This window comes from Rhodococcus sp. GXMU-t2271, from assembly GCF_041414735.1.
Lineage (GTDB): Bacteria > Actinomycetota > Actinomycetes > Mycobacteriales > Mycobacteriaceae > Rhodococcus > Rhodococcus indonesiensis.
The window spans coordinates 198,184-213,591 of the sequence record NZ_JAUIZP010000001.1 but is presented as its reverse complement, the minus strand read 5'-3'; the positions used below and the strand labels follow the sequence as shown (position 1 = coordinate 213,591).

The 15,408-nt window shown below is 73.5% G+C and carries 11 protein-coding genes and 1 pseudogene; 7 read left to right on the top strand and 5 right to left on the bottom strand.

All coding sequences use genetic code 11. The features are described from left to right. Positions 1-6: 6 nt before the first annotated feature. A pseudogene (locus QYS60_RS00975) lies at positions 7-267 on the top strand (DUF1016 domain-containing protein); the annotation flags it as partial. Positions 268-380: 113 nt separating this feature from the next. Here the strand turns inward: QYS60_RS00975 and QYS60_RS00970 are convergent. Together QYS60_RS00970 and QYS60_RS00965 are read right to left on the bottom strand one after the other, a co-directional pair. Then, positions 381-989, bottom strand: a complete 609-nt coding sequence (locus QYS60_RS00970) for a TetR/AcrR family transcriptional regulator (RefSeq protein WP_054371341.1) — start codon at positions 987-989, stop codon at positions 381-383. 66 nt (positions 990-1,055) lie between these two features. Further along, entirely contained in the window at positions 1,056-2,231 is a 1,176-nt protein-coding gene (locus tag QYS60_RS00965; RefSeq protein WP_003939227.1) for a glycoside hydrolase family 3 N-terminal domain-containing protein, read from the bottom strand. 125 nt (positions 2,232-2,356) lie between these two features. Between QYS60_RS00965 and QYS60_RS00960 the strand changes: the two genes are divergently transcribed. From QYS60_RS00960 to QYS60_RS00945, 4 genes are all read left to right on the top strand, one after another. Further along, a complete protein-coding gene (locus QYS60_RS00960; RefSeq protein WP_010593519.1) occupies positions 2,357-2,824 on the top strand; it encodes a universal stress protein in 468 nt (155 codons plus the stop codon). Between the two features lie 44 nt (positions 2,825-2,868). After that, entirely contained in the window at positions 2,869-3,951 is a 1,083-nt protein-coding gene (locus tag QYS60_RS00955; RefSeq protein ID WP_371382164.1) for an isochorismate synthase MenF, read from the top strand. 148 nt (positions 3,952-4,099) lie between these two features. Next, positions 4,100-4,273, top strand: a complete 174-nt coding sequence (locus QYS60_RS00950) for a DUF2613 domain-containing protein (protein WP_003939230.1) — start codon at positions 4,100-4,102, stop codon at positions 4,271-4,273. Further along, a complete protein-coding gene (locus QYS60_RS00945) occupies positions 4,254-8,561 on the top strand; it encodes an alpha-(1->3)-arabinofuranosyltransferase family protein (protein WP_371382163.1) in 4,308 nt (1,435 codons plus the stop codon). The genes QYS60_RS00950 and QYS60_RS00945 overlap by 20 nt, the downstream gene beginning before the upstream one ends. On the opposite strand, the gene QYS60_RS00940 is transcribed toward QYS60_RS00945, so the two are convergent. Further along, complete coding sequence (locus QYS60_RS00940) at positions 8,497-9,666, bottom strand: acyltransferase family protein (RefSeq protein ID WP_371382162.1); 1,170 nt, start codon at positions 9,664-9,666, stop codon at positions 8,497-8,499. The two genes, QYS60_RS00945 and QYS60_RS00940, sit on opposite strands and share 65 nt — an antisense overlap. Before the next feature lie 191 nt (positions 9,667-9,857). Here QYS60_RS00940 and QYS60_RS00935 point away from each other — a divergent pair, with 191 nt between their 5' ends. Next, on the top strand, positions 9,858-11,078 hold the full coding sequence (locus QYS60_RS00935; protein ID WP_371382161.1) for a DUF3068 domain-containing protein: 1,221 nt from the start codon (positions 9,858-9,860) through the stop codon (positions 11,076-11,078). A gap of 89 nt (positions 11,079-11,167) precedes the next feature. Here the strand turns inward: QYS60_RS00935 and QYS60_RS00930 are convergent, their stop codons facing one another. Beyond that, positions 11,168-12,394: a polysaccharide biosynthesis protein gene (locus tag QYS60_RS00930; protein ID WP_371382187.1), complete on the bottom strand. Its 1,227-nt coding sequence runs from the start codon at positions 12,392-12,394 to the stop codon at positions 11,168-11,170. A 90-nt stretch (positions 12,395-12,484) separates the two neighbouring features. Here QYS60_RS00930 and QYS60_RS00925 point away from each other — a divergent pair, with 90 nt between their 5' ends. Next, a complete protein-coding gene (locus QYS60_RS00925) occupies positions 12,485-14,242 on the top strand; it encodes a hypothetical protein (protein WP_371382160.1) in 1,758 nt (585 codons plus the stop codon). Here QYS60_RS00925 and QYS60_RS00920 read toward each other — a convergent pair. Beyond that, positions 14,147-15,382 carry a glycosyltransferase family 4 protein gene (locus tag QYS60_RS00920; RefSeq protein ID WP_003939089.1) on the bottom strand — a complete coding sequence of 412 codons (1,236 nt, stop codon included), beginning with the start codon at positions 15,380-15,382 and terminating at the stop codon, positions 14,147-14,149. The genes QYS60_RS00925 and QYS60_RS00920 overlap by 96 nt on opposite strands. Between the last annotated feature and the right edge of the window lie 26 nt (positions 15,383-15,408).

Sequence of the window (15,408 nt, the reverse complement as noted above, 5' to 3'; positions counted from 1 at the left end):
CGGACATCGGTGTTGCTGGACAAGCTCGACAGGCAGGACGAACGCAGCTGGTATGCCTCCCAGGCCGCCGAGCACGGCTGGTCGCGCAACGTCCTTACCCACCAGATCGTGGGACAGCTGCATCGGCGGATCGGAGCAGCACCGTCGAACTTCCCCGACCATCTCCCGCCGCAGGAGTCGGATCTGGCCCAGCAGCTAGTCCGGGACCCATACACTTTCGACTTCCTCTTCAGCGATCGCGTCGCCGAACGGGAAGCCACCTCGGCTCGCCCGGGCGAGGTCCGGGCGCCTGCTCCTTCCGCCGACCCCCCATCCGGCGGAAGGACCCCCGGTTCCGTCGGGGTCGTCTCCGGACGGCCCCGACGGGGCCTCGGGGCTGCTCAGCCGTGCTGGTCGGTGCGCTTCTTGCCGGCCAGGCCGCGCCAGGCGAGATTCTCGAGCAGATCGGCGGCCTTCTCCACGTCGATCTCGCCGCCCGCGATGCGGTCGGCGACCGCCTCACCGGCGCCGACCAGCGCCACCGCCATGATGACGAAGTCCGTCCCGGGCTCCGGGTCGCGGGTGCTCGACTCGAGCAGATGAGCGGTGAGCTCGATGAGCCGGTCCCGGCTGCTGCGGACCTGCCCGGCGAACGCCTGCTGCGACATCGCCTGGCGGTAGAGCACCATCCACGAGTTGCGGTGGGCGTCGACGAATCCGAGGAACGACTCGAGCGCCACCCGCAGCTGGTCGCGCGGCGTGAGCCCCGGGTCGCCGGCGGGTGTCAGCGCCTCGACGAACCGCTGCCCCTCCCGGCTGATGCACGCGGCGAACAGTTCGTCCTTCGAGCCGTAGTACAGGTAGAGCATCGGCTTGGAGATCTGCGCCCGGGCCGCGATGGCGTCCATCGAGGTGTTGTGGAATCCGTTCTCGGAGAAGACCTCCACCGCGGCATCCAGCATCTGCTGTTCCCGCACCGCGCGAGGCAGTCGCTTGGTACCGCCGGCCATGTGTCCTCCAAGTCCCGATGCTCCCCCTCCTTACTCTAGAGTAAGGAGGGGGTTTCCGACGTCGATTCAGCAGTCCAGCGCGCCCTTGGCGCGCGCGACGGTGCGTACTGCGTCGTCCACCCGCGCGGCCGGCAGCGCTCCCGTCGCCACCGCCTGCTCGAGATGGTCGAGCACCCGTGGGACGTCGTCGGTGGACAGCCACAGCGCCTGGTCCACCCCGGCGGCGAGCGCCGCCTGCACCGCCTCGGTGATGTCGTACGTGTCGGTGATGGCCTGCATCCCCGACAGGTCGTCGGTGAAGACCACCCCGTCGAACGGCGGGGCGCCGTAGCCCGTTCCGGAGCGCAGCAACTGCACGGCCTGCGGGCTGATGCTCGCCGGCAGCCCCTCGGTCAGACCGGGTACGTCCAGGTGCCCGAGCATCACCGCGACACCGGAATCGACGAGCTCCCGGTACGGCACCAGGTCCACCTGCTGCAACTGGTCGAGCGGCGGCGCGGTGACCGCACCGGTGTGCGAGTCGCCCGACGCCGAGCCGTGGCCCGGGAAGTGCTTGAGCACCGGCAGGATTCCCGCATCGCGCAGCCCGCGCGCGTAAGCGTCGGCGTACTGCACCACCACCTGCGGATCGGCGGAGAAGGAACGGTCGCCGATCACCGCGTCGTCGGGCTGGCTGCTCACGTCCACGTCGGGCGCGAAGTCGACGGTGACGCCGAGCTCGCGCAGCTCCCGGCCCCGCTCGAGCGCCATCCGGTAGGTCTCTTCCACCGTCATGGTCTGCGCCGTCACCCGTGCCGACGGATCGGGACCCAGCAGTGCCCCGACGCGCGAGACCCGGCCGCCCTCCTCGTCGATGGTGACCATCAGCGGCAGCCGGCTTGCCGCCGCCACCTGCGGGATCTCCCGGTTCGCCAGCATCGACACATCGGTCCAGCTGCCGACGAAGATCCCGCCGATCTGTTCGGACTGCACCGCCTCGAGGGCGTCGGCCGTGCCGGTGACGCCGACGTTGAGCAGCTGCGCAAGCCGCTGCCGCACCGTCAGCGACGCAAGCAGCTCGTCGCCGCACGCCGGCGCGGCAGACGCGGTCGCCATCGGGGCGGGCGACGGTGGCGGCGCGACGGCCGAGGTGTCCGTGGGCGGCGGCGTGGACTCGGCAGCCCGGGGAGCGTCCTGTCCTCCGCACCCGGCGACGGCGAGGACGGCCGCGACCGCGACGGTGAGGGTGTGACGGATCCGCATGGCCTCCGACGGTAGCCGACCACCACCGTGGCGGTCCCCACGACCCGCGGCGGCGGGTGGTCCCCACGGCCTACGACGGCCGGTAAAGTGTCCCCCAAGGACCGCCACGACAGCAGGGATTCGTGATGCCCGCAGATCTCATCCTCATCGCCTACGACGGCTCCGAGAACGCCAAGCGGGCCGTGGAATATGCGGGGAGATTCCTCGCCTCGTGCCGCGCCGTCGTCGTCACGGCCTGGGAACCGATGGTCCGTCAGGCCGCCCGCATGTCCGGGCTGTCGGGGGTGATGCAGCCGGAATGGGTCCCCGACGAGGAGACCGAGGACGTCGCACTCACCGACGCGAAGGTGATCAACGCGGAGGGACTCGATCTGGCCCGCTCCGCCGGGCTCGCCGCGGAGGGCCGCACCCTCGAGGTGGTCAGTGCCGTGTGGACCGCCATCGTCGAGGCCGCCGACGAGCTGAACGTCGACATCATCGTCACCGGCACCCGCGGCACCACGGGCTTGCGCTCGCTGCTGCAGTCGTCGGTGGCCGACCATGTGCTGCGGCACAGCCATCGGCCCGTGCTGATCGTCCCGCCGGGACGCTAGCCGCGGCGCGAACCGCATGCGGGCGGGGATATCGTCGACCCACCATGGACGGTTTCCTCCTCTCCCGCGCCGATCGCACCGTGCACACCACCGGGACGCGCCGCCGGTTCACCGACATCGCCGAGGCCTCCCTCGCGTTGCGCCGCGGGGAGGCCGACCTGATCGTGGGCGCCCTGCCCTTCGATCCCGAGCGTCCGGCCGCGTTGACCCAGCCCGAAACGGCCGAGGTGACCGGCACGGCCTGGCAGCCGCCGGACACCCTGCCCGACCTGCCCACGGTGCGGATCGCCGCGCAGACCCCCGAGCCCGAGCAACACGTCGCGCGGGTCGCGGCGCTGCGCGACCGGCTCGGCCGCGGCGAACTCGACAAGGTCGTCGCCGCCCGCTCGGTCACGCTCGTCGCGGACACACCCGTCGACCCGCTCGCCCTCGCGGCCCGGATGGCCGAACGCCACCCCACCGCCCACGTCTATGCGGCGGATCTGAGCGCTGCCGGCGAGCGGTACCGCGGTCACACCCTGGTCGGTGCGACGCCCGAGCTGCTGGTCAGCCGCCGCGGCGACGCCGTCACGTGCCGTCCGCTCGCCGGCACCGTCGCGCGCTGCGCCGACCCGGACGCCGACCGGGAGGCGGGCCGGCAGCTGCTCGCCTCGGCGAAGAACCTTGCCGAGCACGCCTTCGTCGTCGAGTGGATCCGCGCCCGCCTGGCCCCGCTGTGCGGTGACCTGCAGATCCCCGGCACACCCGTGCTGACCGCGACGAGCGACGTGTGGCACCTGGCCACCCCGATCACCGGCACCCTGCGCGATCCCGCGACGGACGTCCTGACCCTGGCCGCCGCGCTGCACCCCACCCCGGCCGTGGCCGGCACCCCCACCGAGGCCGCGCTCGCCGCGATCCGCGGCACGGAGGGCGACCGTCGCTTCTACGGCGGGGCGGTGGGATGGTGCGACGCGAACGGCGACGGGGACTGGCTGGTGGCGATCCGCTGCGCCGAACTCAGCGCCGACGGCAGGCGCGCCCTCGCGTGGGGCGGCGGGGGCATCGTCGCGGCATCCGATCCGCAGGCCGAACTCGACGAGACCACCGCGAAGCTGCGCACACTGCTGGGCGCGCTCGGCCTCTAGGCCGCCACGAGTGGAGCACGCCACAGTTGTCCCCGTACGGGTGATACCTTGACGCGGAGCGCGACGACACCGGGTCGGACCCGGCGACGGCGCGCGCGACGGATGTCGGCTCACACGGGAGCCGACGATGGACGATGGGGAGATGGGTATGGCGAAGTTCGTGGGCCCGGGCCTGGCCAGCGCGGCGATCGGTGCCGTCCTCGGCGCCGTGGCGGTGTTCGGCGTCACGGCGGCGGTTCAGGAGAACACCCGCCCGCAGGTCGACCGCAGCGGCAACGCCGATTCCTCCCTGCTGAACCAGGTTGAGTACGGCAGCCGCTGACGGCGCCGTCCACGCGACGAGTTCACGCACTTCCCACGGCACGGCACCCCACCCCGGTGGGGCACCGTCCGCCGACCCCTTCTCCAGGCGGTGGTTGTACGGGGCCGCCGTGGTGTCGCTGCTGCTGGCGTTCGCGCAGGCCCCCGGCCTGATCGTCGCCGACACCAAGTACGACCTGACCCAGAATCCCCTGGGATTCCTCGCCCGCGCCGCCCACCAGTGGAGCAGTATCGCGCCGCTCGGCCAGGTCCAGAACCAGGCGTACGGCTACTTCTTCCCGCACGGTTCCTTCTTCGCCGTCGGCCAGCTCCTGCACATCCCGCCGTGGATCACCCAGCGGGTGTGGTGGGCGCTGCTGCTGCTCGCCGGGTTCTGGGGCGTGGTGCGGCTCGCGGAGGCGCTCGGTGTCGGCAATCGTGGCTCCCGGCTGATCGCCGCGGCGGCGTTCGCGCTCTCTCCCCGCGTGCTGACCACCCTGGGATCCATCTCGTCGGAGACGCTGCCGATGATGCTGGCGCCGTGGGTGCTGCTGCCGCTCGTGCGCTACCTCGACGGCGACGGGTCGTATTCCGCTCGTCGAACGGCAGCTCAGTCCGCCGTCGCCGTCGCACTCATGGGCGCGATCAACGCCGTCGCCACCGTCGCCGCGTGCCTCGTCGCCGGACTGTGGTGGCTGGCGCACCGCCCGAACCGGCGCTGGTGGCGGTTCACGCTGTGGTGGATCCCGGCCTGCGTCGTCGCGGTGCTGTGGTGGATCGTGCCGCTGCTGCTGCTCGGCCGCGTCAGTCCCCCGTTCCTGGACTACATCGAATCGTCCGGGGTGACCACGCAGTGGACCTCACTGGCGGAGGTGCTGCGCGGCACCGACAGCTGGACCCCGTTCGTCTCCCCCGAGCGCATCGCCGGCGCGGTGCTGGTCACCCAACCGGCGGCAGTCCTGGTCACCGGGCTGCTCGCGGCCGCGGGCCTGGCGGGACTGGCGACGCGCTCGATGCCCGCCCGGGGGCGGTGGACGCTGATCCTGTTCGCCGGCATCGCCGGGCTGGCCGCCGGGTACGTCGGTGACCTCGGCTCGCCGATCGCCGAGCAGGTCCGGCTCTTCCTGGATTCGACCGGCGCCCCGCTGCGCAACGTGCACAAGCTCGAGCCGCTGGTGCGGTTGCCGCTCGTGCTCGGGCTCGCGCATCTGCTGCGCCGGGTGCCGCTGCCCGGTGCGGTGCCGTGGCGGCAGGCCCGGACCGCGTTCGCGCACCCCGAGCGACAGCCGATGGTCGCGTTCACCACCCTGATCCTCGTGGCGCTGACCCTCGCGACGTCGCTGGCGTGGACCGGCCGGCTCGCCCCGCGCGGTGCCTACGATGCGGTGCCCGGATACTGGCACGAGACCGCCGCGTGGCTCGACGAGCACACCCGCGGGGAACGCGCGCTGATCGTGCCGGGCGCCCCGTTCGGCAGCCAGATCTGGGGCCTGACCCGCGACGAGCCCATCCAGGCCCTCGCGTCGACGCCGTGGGCCTCCCGCGACGCCGTGCCCCTCGTGCCGCCCGGCGCGATCCGGGCCCTGGACTCGGTGCAGCGGCACATCGCCGACGGCCGGCCCACCCCGGGGCTGGCGGCGACGCTGCGCGGTCAGGGCATCGGATATGTGGTGATCCGCAACGACCTCGACCCGGAGACGTCGCCGTCGGCGCGGCCGGTGCTCGTGCACCGGGCGATCGAAGGTTCCTCCGGGCTGGTCCGGGTCGCGGAGTTCGGCAACGAGATCACCCGGAACTTCGAGGAGGGCTTCACCGCCGATTCCGACCTGCGGCCGGCGTACCCGGCGATCGAGATCTACCGCGTGGACCTGCCCGGCGCCCCGGTCGGGCCGTACGCGGTGGACGCGGCCGACGTGCCCCGTGTGCAGGGCGGCCCCGAGGCCCTGCTGCGCCTCGACGACGCCGAGCCGGGCAGCACCGGCCCCGTCCTGCTCGCCGCCGACGCGAACCGCGCCGGTCTGCCAGTCGACGACGTCCTCGTCACCGACACCCCCACCGCCCGCGAAACCGACTACGGCCAGGTCGACCACCACAGTTCGGCGATCCGTGCCGCCGGTGACCCGCGGCGCACCTACAACCTCGTGCCGGACTATCCGGTGCCGGACACCGACCTCGTGCACGCCGAATGGGAGGGCGCCCGGATCAGTGTGTCCAGCTCCGCGGCCGACGCCACCCAGCTCGGCGGCACCTCCGTGGGGAGCGGACCGGCGGCCACCGTCGACGGCGATCCCACGACCGGCTGGCACAGCAACGGCCTCGAGTCCGCGGTCGGCCAGTGGCTGCAACTCGACCTGGACCGGCCCCTCGAGGCCGGGCTGCTGCGGCTGAGTACCAGCCCCGGCGCGCTCGGCCCCGCCGTGAAATGGCTCGAGGTGACCACCGACCGCGGCAGCACCGCCGTGCGCGTCGAGAAGCCCGGCCGCGAACAGACCGTGGCGCTGCCGCTCGGACGGACGACCTGGATCCGGATCACCTCTACCCGCACCGAGGACGGGTCGGTGGGCAACCAGTTCGGGCTGACCGAGGTGGCGGTGGACGACTTCACCGACCGCGACAACCCCCGGCCCGTCGAGATCCGGCAGCGGATCGTGTTGCCGGACGTCGTCGCCGGGGCGACGGTGCGGGGCTGGAATCTCGGTCAGGAACTGCCCGGACGCGGCGGCTGCGTCGACACCCCCGATCGGGTGCGGTGTGCGCGGGGTCTGGCCGTCGCGGCCGAGGAGCCGAACCTCTTCACCCGCACCCTGTCGGTGCCGGAAGCGACGTCGGTGGCGCCGCAGCCGTGGGTGCGGGCCCGGCCCGGCCCGGCCCTCGCCGAGATCGTCGCGCTGCCGGACCGGGTGGTCGCCCGCGGCGCCGCGGACGTCGTCGACCTGCAGGGCTCCGCGTTCGCCGCGACCGACGGTGATCCGCGGACCACGTGGACGGCGTCGGAGGAGTCGGTGCGTCCCGGCGCACCGCGACCGACCGTCACGCTCGACCTGCCGTCCCCGCAGCTGGTGACCGGCTTGGAGGTGGCCGCGGGCCTGGGACCGCTGCCGGCGCGCCCGACCCGCGTCGCCGTCGACCTCGGCAACGGACCCCAGGTGCGCGACGTCGAATCATCAACGGCGACAATCGATCTCGAACCACATGTGACGGATCGGGTGGTGCTCGGCCTGGTCGGCTGGGAGGACGTGCTGGACCAGACGGTGCTCGGCTTCGCCAAGGTCGTCCCGCCGGGTCTGGCGGAAGTGACCGTCCTCGGCCCGGACGGTCCGATCGGCCCGCAGGATTCGGTGTACGACCGGCAGGTCACGGTCGGCTGCGACACGGGCCCGGTGCTCACCGTCGACGGCCGCAGCTACCGGACCTCGGTCACCGCGACCGTCGCGGACCTCGCCGCCGGCGTCGAGGTGCCGACCACCCTGTGCGACGAGACCGTCGCACCGCTGCCCGCCGGGCACGTCGACGTCGAGATCGATCCGGGTCAGGCGTTCACCGTCGGGACGCTGCGGCTCCCGGTTCCGGGCGCCGCGAGCCCGCCGGCCCCCGAACCCACCGAACTCGCCGTCGGCACCTGGACCGAGAACCTGCGCGAGCTCGAGGTGCCTGCGTCCGAACGGGACCGGATCGTCGTCGTGCCGGAGAGCACCAACGTCGGCTGGGTCGCCACGGCCGCCGACGGCACCGAGCTGACACCCGTGGTGGTCGACGGCTGGCAGCAGGGCTGGGTCGTGCCCGCCGGCACCGGCGGCACCGTGACGCTCGAGTTCGCCACCGACCGGTGGTATCGCCTCGGCATCTTCGGCGGTCTGCTCCTGCTGCTGCCGCTGTTCGCGCTCGCGGCGTGGCCGCGCCGGCGCCCCGTCGCCGATCCGGGGCCCGCGCCCCGGGTCTGGGGCAGTACCACCGTCGGGTTCGCCGGCGTGCTGGCCGTCGCCGTCCTCGCGGCCGGCGCGGTGGGGGCGGCGACGACGATCGTGGCGGCAGCGGCGATCGTGGCGGTGGGTGCGCGCTGGGGCCGCGACGTGGCGGCCCGCACGCTGGTCGTCGTGACCGGATGCGCCACCATGACGGCGATGGCGTTGCTGTCCACCGGGCCGTGGCGGGCCCCGGGCGGCTACGTCGGGCATTCGTTCGTCGTCCAGTTCGCCGCGCTGTGCGGGCTCGTCGCGCTGGGACTCGCCGCGCTGCCGGTCTCGGTCAGGGCGCGGCGGAGTCTGCGACGCGTTCTGCGGTGGAGGCGACGCGGCTCTGCCGGCGCCTGACCTCCCGGCGCACCGGTTCCTCGACGAGGGCGTAGCTGACCGACGCGACGGCGATGCTCAGCACGAGGGTCACCGCGAGCACGAACCAGAAGTCGCCCTGGAACGGGATGATGCCGAAGACCGGGAACACGATGGACAGCACGGCCAGATGCCAGATGAAGATGCCGTACGACCATCGGCCCACGGTCAGCGCCGGTCCGCTCGCCAGGATGCGGTGCTCGGCGCGCGGCGCCAGGACGAGGGGCGCGAGCAGCGCGAAGCTCATGAGCGCGCCGAGCAGGATCTTGCCGTTGTACTGCCACGGATCGATCTTCACGAGTCCTTCCGGCCCGCCGAGGGCCGTGGTGGACAGCGCGAACGCGGTCACGGCGACCACCGCCATGAGCACCCGGTGCGCCGCGAGGCGGTGCACCCAGGTCCACTCGCCCGTGACGAGCTCCGCGAGCACCATGCCGGCGGCGAACCACGGCAGATAGCCCGGCAGCCAGTTGTCGTGGTTGATGTGGCCAGGGGTGGGAACCGGCAGCCACGCCCACACCAGCGACAGCGCACTCAGGGCGAGGAGCAGCGGGACGCGGAACCGGGCCCGTTCGCCACGCAGACCGGCGAGCGCTGCGGCGAACAGCGGCAGCAGCAGGTAGAAGGCCACCTCCACCGACAGGCTCCACATCTGGGTGAGCCCCTCGGTGAGACTCAGCGGCACGAACACCTGCACCAGGGTCAGGTTCGCCAGCCACAGCCGCCACCCGCTGCCGGCCTCGGGCAGCAGGAGCAGCACGATGCACACCACCACCCAGTAGGCGGGCAGGATGCGGGTGGCCCGGGACAGCAGGTAGCGCCCGGCGGGCGGCGCGGCCCCGAGACCGCGCGCGGCCGCCGCGTGCGGCCGCCACAGCAGAAAGCCCGACAGTGCGAAGAACAGGGCGACGGCCAGGTCGAACCGCCCCCAGATGCGGCCGAGCACCGGGTCGTGCACGGCGCCGGTCTGGAATGCCACATGCGTGATCAGGACGCCGACGGCCGCGAATCCGCGCATGCCCTCGAGCGCCGGCAGGAAGCCGGAGACGGCGGGAGCCGAGGCGGTGGGCGGGGCGCTGCTGGTCATCGACGACAGTCTGCCCGGTCGCTTCGGGGCGGGGAAGCCGGGATCTCGAGTCCGAACGGTGGCGCGCGTCGGGCGGATGCCCTGTTAGTGTCTGGGCTCACGTGGTATTCGCGAGCCGGATGCCAGGCGATCCGTGCAGACCGGCTGCCGGTGGGGGTACTCGATGGAACCGTTGAGTGAGGAGACACAGCATGGCTGAGCGTTCGGGCTCGGGCCGGAAACTGGCATTGGTATTGGTGGGCCTCGGCGCCTTCCTCATCGTCGCGGCAATACTGATCCCGACGTACACCGTCGGCAAACTCGCCAAGACGCCGCTGGACCTCGAGGTGACCACGGTCGCCGAAGGCACGGGCGACATCCTCAACGCGCGGGCGCTGCTGTCGGGGCGGGCGCAGGTCGACACCGACGTGCCGATCGTGGCGCAGCGGTTCGTCACCGTCGAGGACCCGGCGGATGCGGACATCATGACCCTGCAGGCGGGCCAGACGGTCCGTCGTCTGGACATGCAGGGCGACACGGGTCTGGTCTCCGCCACCGTCGACCGGGTCACGGTGGACCGGGTCAGCGGCATGCCGGTCACCAAGGAGGAGAACCCGGACGCGGTCAGCACCATCCAGACCTCGGCCACGGCTCCCCCGACGGAGATCCCGGACCGCGACGGCCTGCAGTACCGCTTCCCGTTCGGCACCGAACAGAAGTCCTACCCGTACTTCGACCTCAATGCGCGTGAGACCTACCCGATCGACTACGTCGACGAGACCGAGATCAACGGCGTGGAGGTCTACCACTTCCGGCACGAGATCGAGCCGGTCGACCTGTCCGCAGTCGATCCGTCGGTGCCGACCTACAAGCTGAGCCTGCCCGCCTCGACGTGGGGTGTCGAGGGCGGCGAGACGCCGGTGACCATGACCCGCTGGTACACCAACGTTCGTGACCTGTGGGTCGAGCCGGAGACCGGCGTCGTCATCAAGGGCCAGGAGCAGCAGTACCAGTACTACGCCCGCGAAGCGGACCGTCCCGAGGTGACGGTGCTGCAGGTGTCCCTGCCGTTCAACGAGGACACCATCGAGTTCCAGGTGGAACAGGCCAAGAACGGCATCGACACGCTGAACCTGTTCGGCCGCACCGTGCCGATCATCCTCGGCATCCTCGGCCTGCTCGCGCTGATCGCCGGCATCGTGCTCGGCCTGCGCGGTGGCAGCGGCCGCAGCGGCCGTCCCGTCGCCGCGACGGGTGGCCCGACCGCCCCGGCCGGACCGGCCCACGCCGCCCCGGGCCAGCGCGACTGGACCAGCGACCGCACCGAGGAGATCCCCCGCACGGACGCTCCCCCGCAGCAGCGGGACTGGACCACGGACCAGACGCAGGAGATCCCGCGCACCGACCTGCGCAAGGAACCGCCGCAGCAGTAACTACCCGGCCGATGCCCCTTCCGATCCGTTCGGGAGGGGCATCGTCGTGTGACCGAATGTGACATCGCGTCGGTTGGATCGAACGGATGTCACATTCGGTCAGAGGGGGCGGGCCTCGTATCCGGCCCGACGGTGCGGGCGGCGCGCACGGCGAGAACGGAGACCACGGTGGCCGTCGTCGCCGCGACGGCCACCGCGACGAGCACGAACTGCCGCGTGGTGGTGGCGACGGTGAGCATGAGCGCGGCCTCCGCCGCGAGACCGACCCACGCGACGGCCGCGAGGTGGGTGCGTTCGCCGGCGATCGCGGACAGCAGCGCGCCCTGCAGGACCGCCAGGCACGCCCCCTGCAATGCGAACAGCCACAGCAGCGACTGCACCGGGGCGTACGCCTCACCGACGAGCAGCGGCACCAGCGGCGCGCCCACGGCTGCGCCCGCGACGAGCGCCGCGCCGATCCCGACGAGGACGGTCAGGGCCGATCGGACCGCGGCCGCGGACTGGGCGGGGTCGGCCATCCGCGGGTACAGCACCACCCCGACCGCCTGCGGCAGCCAGAACGCGACCTTCGTCGCGACGGCGCCGAGCGCATACAGTCCCGCGTCCCGCGGGTCGAGCACAGTGCGGGCGAGCAGCAGATCCAGCGACGTCAGCGCGATCAGCGCCAGCTGCACCTGCGAGGCGCGCAGCACCGCGAGCACACCGACTACCGGAGTGGCCCCGGATCCGGGGCCCGCCGGGGAGCGCGACACGAGCAGGGCGGCCGCGGCCGCGACGAATCCGGTGCCGACCGCACCGGCGAACAGCGCCGCCCCCGGCCCGCCGCCGACGGCGAGCACCGCGACGGCGGGCACGACCTTCGCCACGCCGGCGGCGGCGAGAACGACGCTGAGCGCGCCGAACCGTCCCCGGCCCTGCAGCAGGCCCTGTTCGGCGGCGAGCAGCACGAGCAGGGGTGCGGTGACGAGCGAGCCGAGAGCCCCGGCGACGCTGGTGTCGAGAGCCCACGCGACGAGGGGCACGACGGCGAGCGCGACGAACCCGGCGAGGCCGGCGCAGCGATAGCCGAGGCGGCGCAGAGCCGCGGTGCCGGCCCCCCGCACGGTCTCCCGGGCGACGACGGTCTGCAGGGCGAGGGCCGGCACCGCCAGGACCAGCTGGGCGGCCAGCAGACTGGCGAACTCGCCGTATCCCGCGGGCCCGAGCCACTGGGCCGCCGGCAGGTGCAGCAGGTAGGACGCCAGGTTGGCGGTCATGGCACCGGCGGTCACCATCGTCATCCCGGCGACGGCGGTTCCGGTGGCCGAGCGCGGCATCTCAGGTCGCGGCATCGGACCATGGTTGCACGCGGCAGGTGCGGGCGACGAGGCGCCGGGACACCGGCGCGGGATGGGTATTGTGCGGCCATGCCCAGGCCGGTGTCGCTGCGTCCCGCTGTCCCGGCCCTCTACAGCCTCGCGCTGGCGGCCGTGGTGCTCGGGCCGCTGCTCACCTCCCCCGGCTACCTGCTGTTGCGCGACGCGGTGAGCACTCCACGGTCGTTCCCGACGGACTCGGCGCTGGGCCTTACCGATGCCGCGGCGCGGGCCGTGCCGCAGGACGCGCTGCTGGCGGCGGCGAGTTCGGTGGTGGACGGCGGCCTGGTGGTGACGGCGTTGCTCACCGGCGCGCTGTGGGCGGCCGGCTGGGGCAGCGCCCGTCTGGTGGCGGTGCTGTTGCCGACGGCCGGGCTGCCGGCCCGGCTGGTGGCGGCGACGGTGGGCGTGTGGAACCCGTACGTGGCGGAACGGCTGCTGCAGGGGCACTGGAGCCTGCTGGTGGGCTACGCGGCGCTGCCGTGGACGGTGGTGGCCGCCGTGGCGGTGCGGCGGGGCGCCCGCTCCGGGTGGCCGGCGCTGGCGGTGTGCCTGGGCGTGGCGGGCCTGACCCCGACGGGTGCGCTGCTGGCGTCGGTGACGGCGCTGGCCGTGCTCGCGCCCCCGGGTGGGCGGTCCCGGCTGGTGCCGCGGCTGGCCGGTGCAGTGGCGCTGGCGGGTGCGGTGGCGGCGCCGTGGCTGGTGGCGACGGCCGTGTCCGGCGGTGCGGGTGACGGGTCGGATCCGGCGGGGGTGCGCGCCTTCGCGGCACGGGCCGAACCCGCGCTGGGCACGCTCGGCAGCGTGGCGGGGCTCGGCGGCATCTGGAACGCCGACGCGGTGCCCGCGTCGCGGACGACGGTGTGGGCGCTGGTCGGCACGGCGGCGCTGCTGCTGGTGGTGGCGTGCGGGGTGCCGGCGCTGTGGCGGCGGCGGCGCAACCCGGTGCTCGGCGTGCTGACGGCGCTGGCCGCGGTCGCGGTGCTCGGTCCGGCCCTCGCGGCGACCGGGCCGGGGCTGCAGGCCGGCGAGTGGGCGATGGTGCACGTCCCGGGTGCGGGTCTGCTGCGCGACACGCAGAAGTGGGTGGCCTGGGCGGTGCCGCTGTACGCGCTGGCCGCGGCGGCGGGGGTCGGCACGTTGCACGCACGCTTCGGCGGGCGAGCCGGCGTCTGGGCCACGGCGACCGCACTGACGGTGCTGCTGGCCCTTCCGGACCTGGCGTGGGGCGTGGGTGGACGCGTGCGTCCGGTGCAGTATCCGGACGCGTGGCAGCGGGTCGCGGCGACGGTCCCGTCCGGCGACGGCGATGTGGCGGTGCTGCCGGCCGGCATGTTCCGCCGATTCGAGTTCAGCGGCGCCGCACCGGTTCTCGATCCGGCCCCCCGGATGCTGCGCGCGGACGTGCTGCAGTCCGGGGAACTGGTCGTCGCCGGCGGCACCGTTGCCGGCGAGGGCCGGGGGGCCGCGGAGGTGAAACGCCTGCTGCTGGCGGGGGCGGCACCGGCCGACCTCGCGGCCCACGGCGTGGGATGGGTGCTCGTCGAGCACGGCACGCCCGGGGATCTCGGCGACTCGGCCCGCACGCTCGAGCAGCTCGAGCCGGTGGTCACCGACGCCGCGCTGTCGCTGTACCGGGTGCCCGGGGTCGCCGGGACCCCGTCGGACGACCGGACGGCGGCGCTCGCCGCGCACGCGCTGTGGGCGGCGGTGTCAGCAGGCGGGCTCGTGGGCCTGCTGGTCCTGCGACGGCGCGTCCGGCGCCGCGAGCACCACGGCGGTCGGCGCCGGGCGCGGGAACAGTCCTGAGACGCGACGGCCCGCGGCCGTCGCGGCGAGCACCTCGTGCACCCCGTCCCCGGTCGCGGACCAGGAGAACTCGGCGGCGCGCACCCGGGCCTTGCCGCCCAGGGTGCGGCGGCGGTCGGCGTCGGCGAGCAGGTCGGCGACGGCACCGGTGAGCTCGTCCGCGGAGTCGACGAGCACGCCGGTGACGCCGTCGATGATCGAGTCGGTCAGGCCCTTGGAACTGCGGTAGCCGATCGTGGGCACACCGTGCTGGGCGGCCTCGACCACGGCGAGCCCCCAGCCCTCCTTGCGGGACGGCATCACGTGCACCCAGGACCGGGCGAGCAGTTCGTGCTTGCGGTCCTCGGCGACGTGGCCGTGGAAGGTGACGGCATCGGTGATGCCGAGGTCCGCGGCGGCCGCGCGCAGGTTCCGCTCCCACCAGCCGCCGCCGATGACGTCGAGGTGCAGGCCGGGGACGCGGTCGCGCAGCGCGGCGACGGCGACGAGGGCGTCCTCGATCTGCTTGTGCGGTACGAGCCGCGACAGCACGCACACGGTGGGGTGCGCGGTGCGGGTGTGTTCGTCGCCGGGTTCGACGCCGGCGGGCACGGCGTCGGCACCGTTGCGCACGACGGCGATGCGGTCGCGGTCGACCCCGAGGGCCATCAGCTCGTCGGCGGACGGCAGCGACACGGTCAGGTACTGGTCGTCGCGGTGCACGCGCGGCGACAGCGTGGACTCGATCCACCAGCCCAGTGCGGCCATGACGCGGCCGGCGACGGGCCACTGCTCGCGGTGGCAGTGGTGCACGAGCACGGTCACGGGCGCCCCGGCGACGAGCCGGGAGAAGAACGGGATGCCGTTCTGGGTGTCGATCACCGCGTCGGGCCGGAGGTGGCGCAGCGGGCCGAAGCCGAGACGTCCGGCGGCGATCGCGGCGAGAGCCCGGGGATAGACGGTGAGCCGTCCGCCGCCGCGGCTGACGGTGATGCCGTCGATCTCGTCGCGGCGGGGGGCACCGGGGTAGGCGGCGGTGCGGAGGGTGACGCGGATGCCGCGCGCGGCGAGCTGGGCGCCGACCTGCTCGAGGTACCGTTCGCTGCCTCCGCCCTGGGGGTGCCCGGTATCGCGCCAGCACAGCAACAGAACCTCGCGCACGTGGCGACCCCCTGTGGTTCGTCGTC

Excerpts from the sequence above, each read along its gene's own strand:
- QYS60_RS00970 (WP_054371341.1), bottom strand. The coding sequence starts at position 989 with ATGGCCGGCGGTACCAAGCGACTGCCTCGCGCGGTGCGGGAACAGCAG.
- QYS60_RS00965 (WP_003939227.1), bottom strand. The coding sequence starts at position 2,231 with ATGCGGATCCGTCACACCCTCACCGTCGCGGTCGCGGCCGTCCTCGCC.
- QYS60_RS00960 (WP_010593519.1), top strand. The coding sequence starts at position 2,357 with ATGCCCGCAGATCTCATCCTCATCGCCTACGACGGCTCCGAGAACGCC.
- QYS60_RS00955 (WP_371382164.1), top strand. The coding sequence starts at position 2,869 with ATGGACGGTTTCCTCCTCTCCCGCGCCGATCGCACCGTGCACACCACC.
- QYS60_RS00950 (WP_003939230.1), top strand. The coding sequence starts at position 4,100 with ATGGCGAAGTTCGTGGGCCCGGGCCTGGCCAGCGCGGCGATCGGTGCC.
- QYS60_RS00940 (WP_371382162.1), bottom strand. The coding sequence starts at position 9,666 with ATGACCAGCAGCGCCCCGCCCACCGCCTCGGCTCCCGCCGTCTCCGGC.
- QYS60_RS00935 (WP_371382161.1), top strand. The coding sequence starts at position 9,858 with ATGGCTGAGCGTTCGGGCTCGGGCCGGAAACTGGCATTGGTATTGGTG.
- QYS60_RS00930 (WP_371382187.1), bottom strand. The coding sequence starts at position 12,394 with ATGCCGCGCTCGGCCACCGGAACCGCCGTCGCCGGGATGACGATGGTG.
- QYS60_RS00925 (WP_371382160.1), top strand. The coding sequence starts at position 12,485 with ATGCCCAGGCCGGTGTCGCTGCGTCCCGCTGTCCCGGCCCTCTACAGC.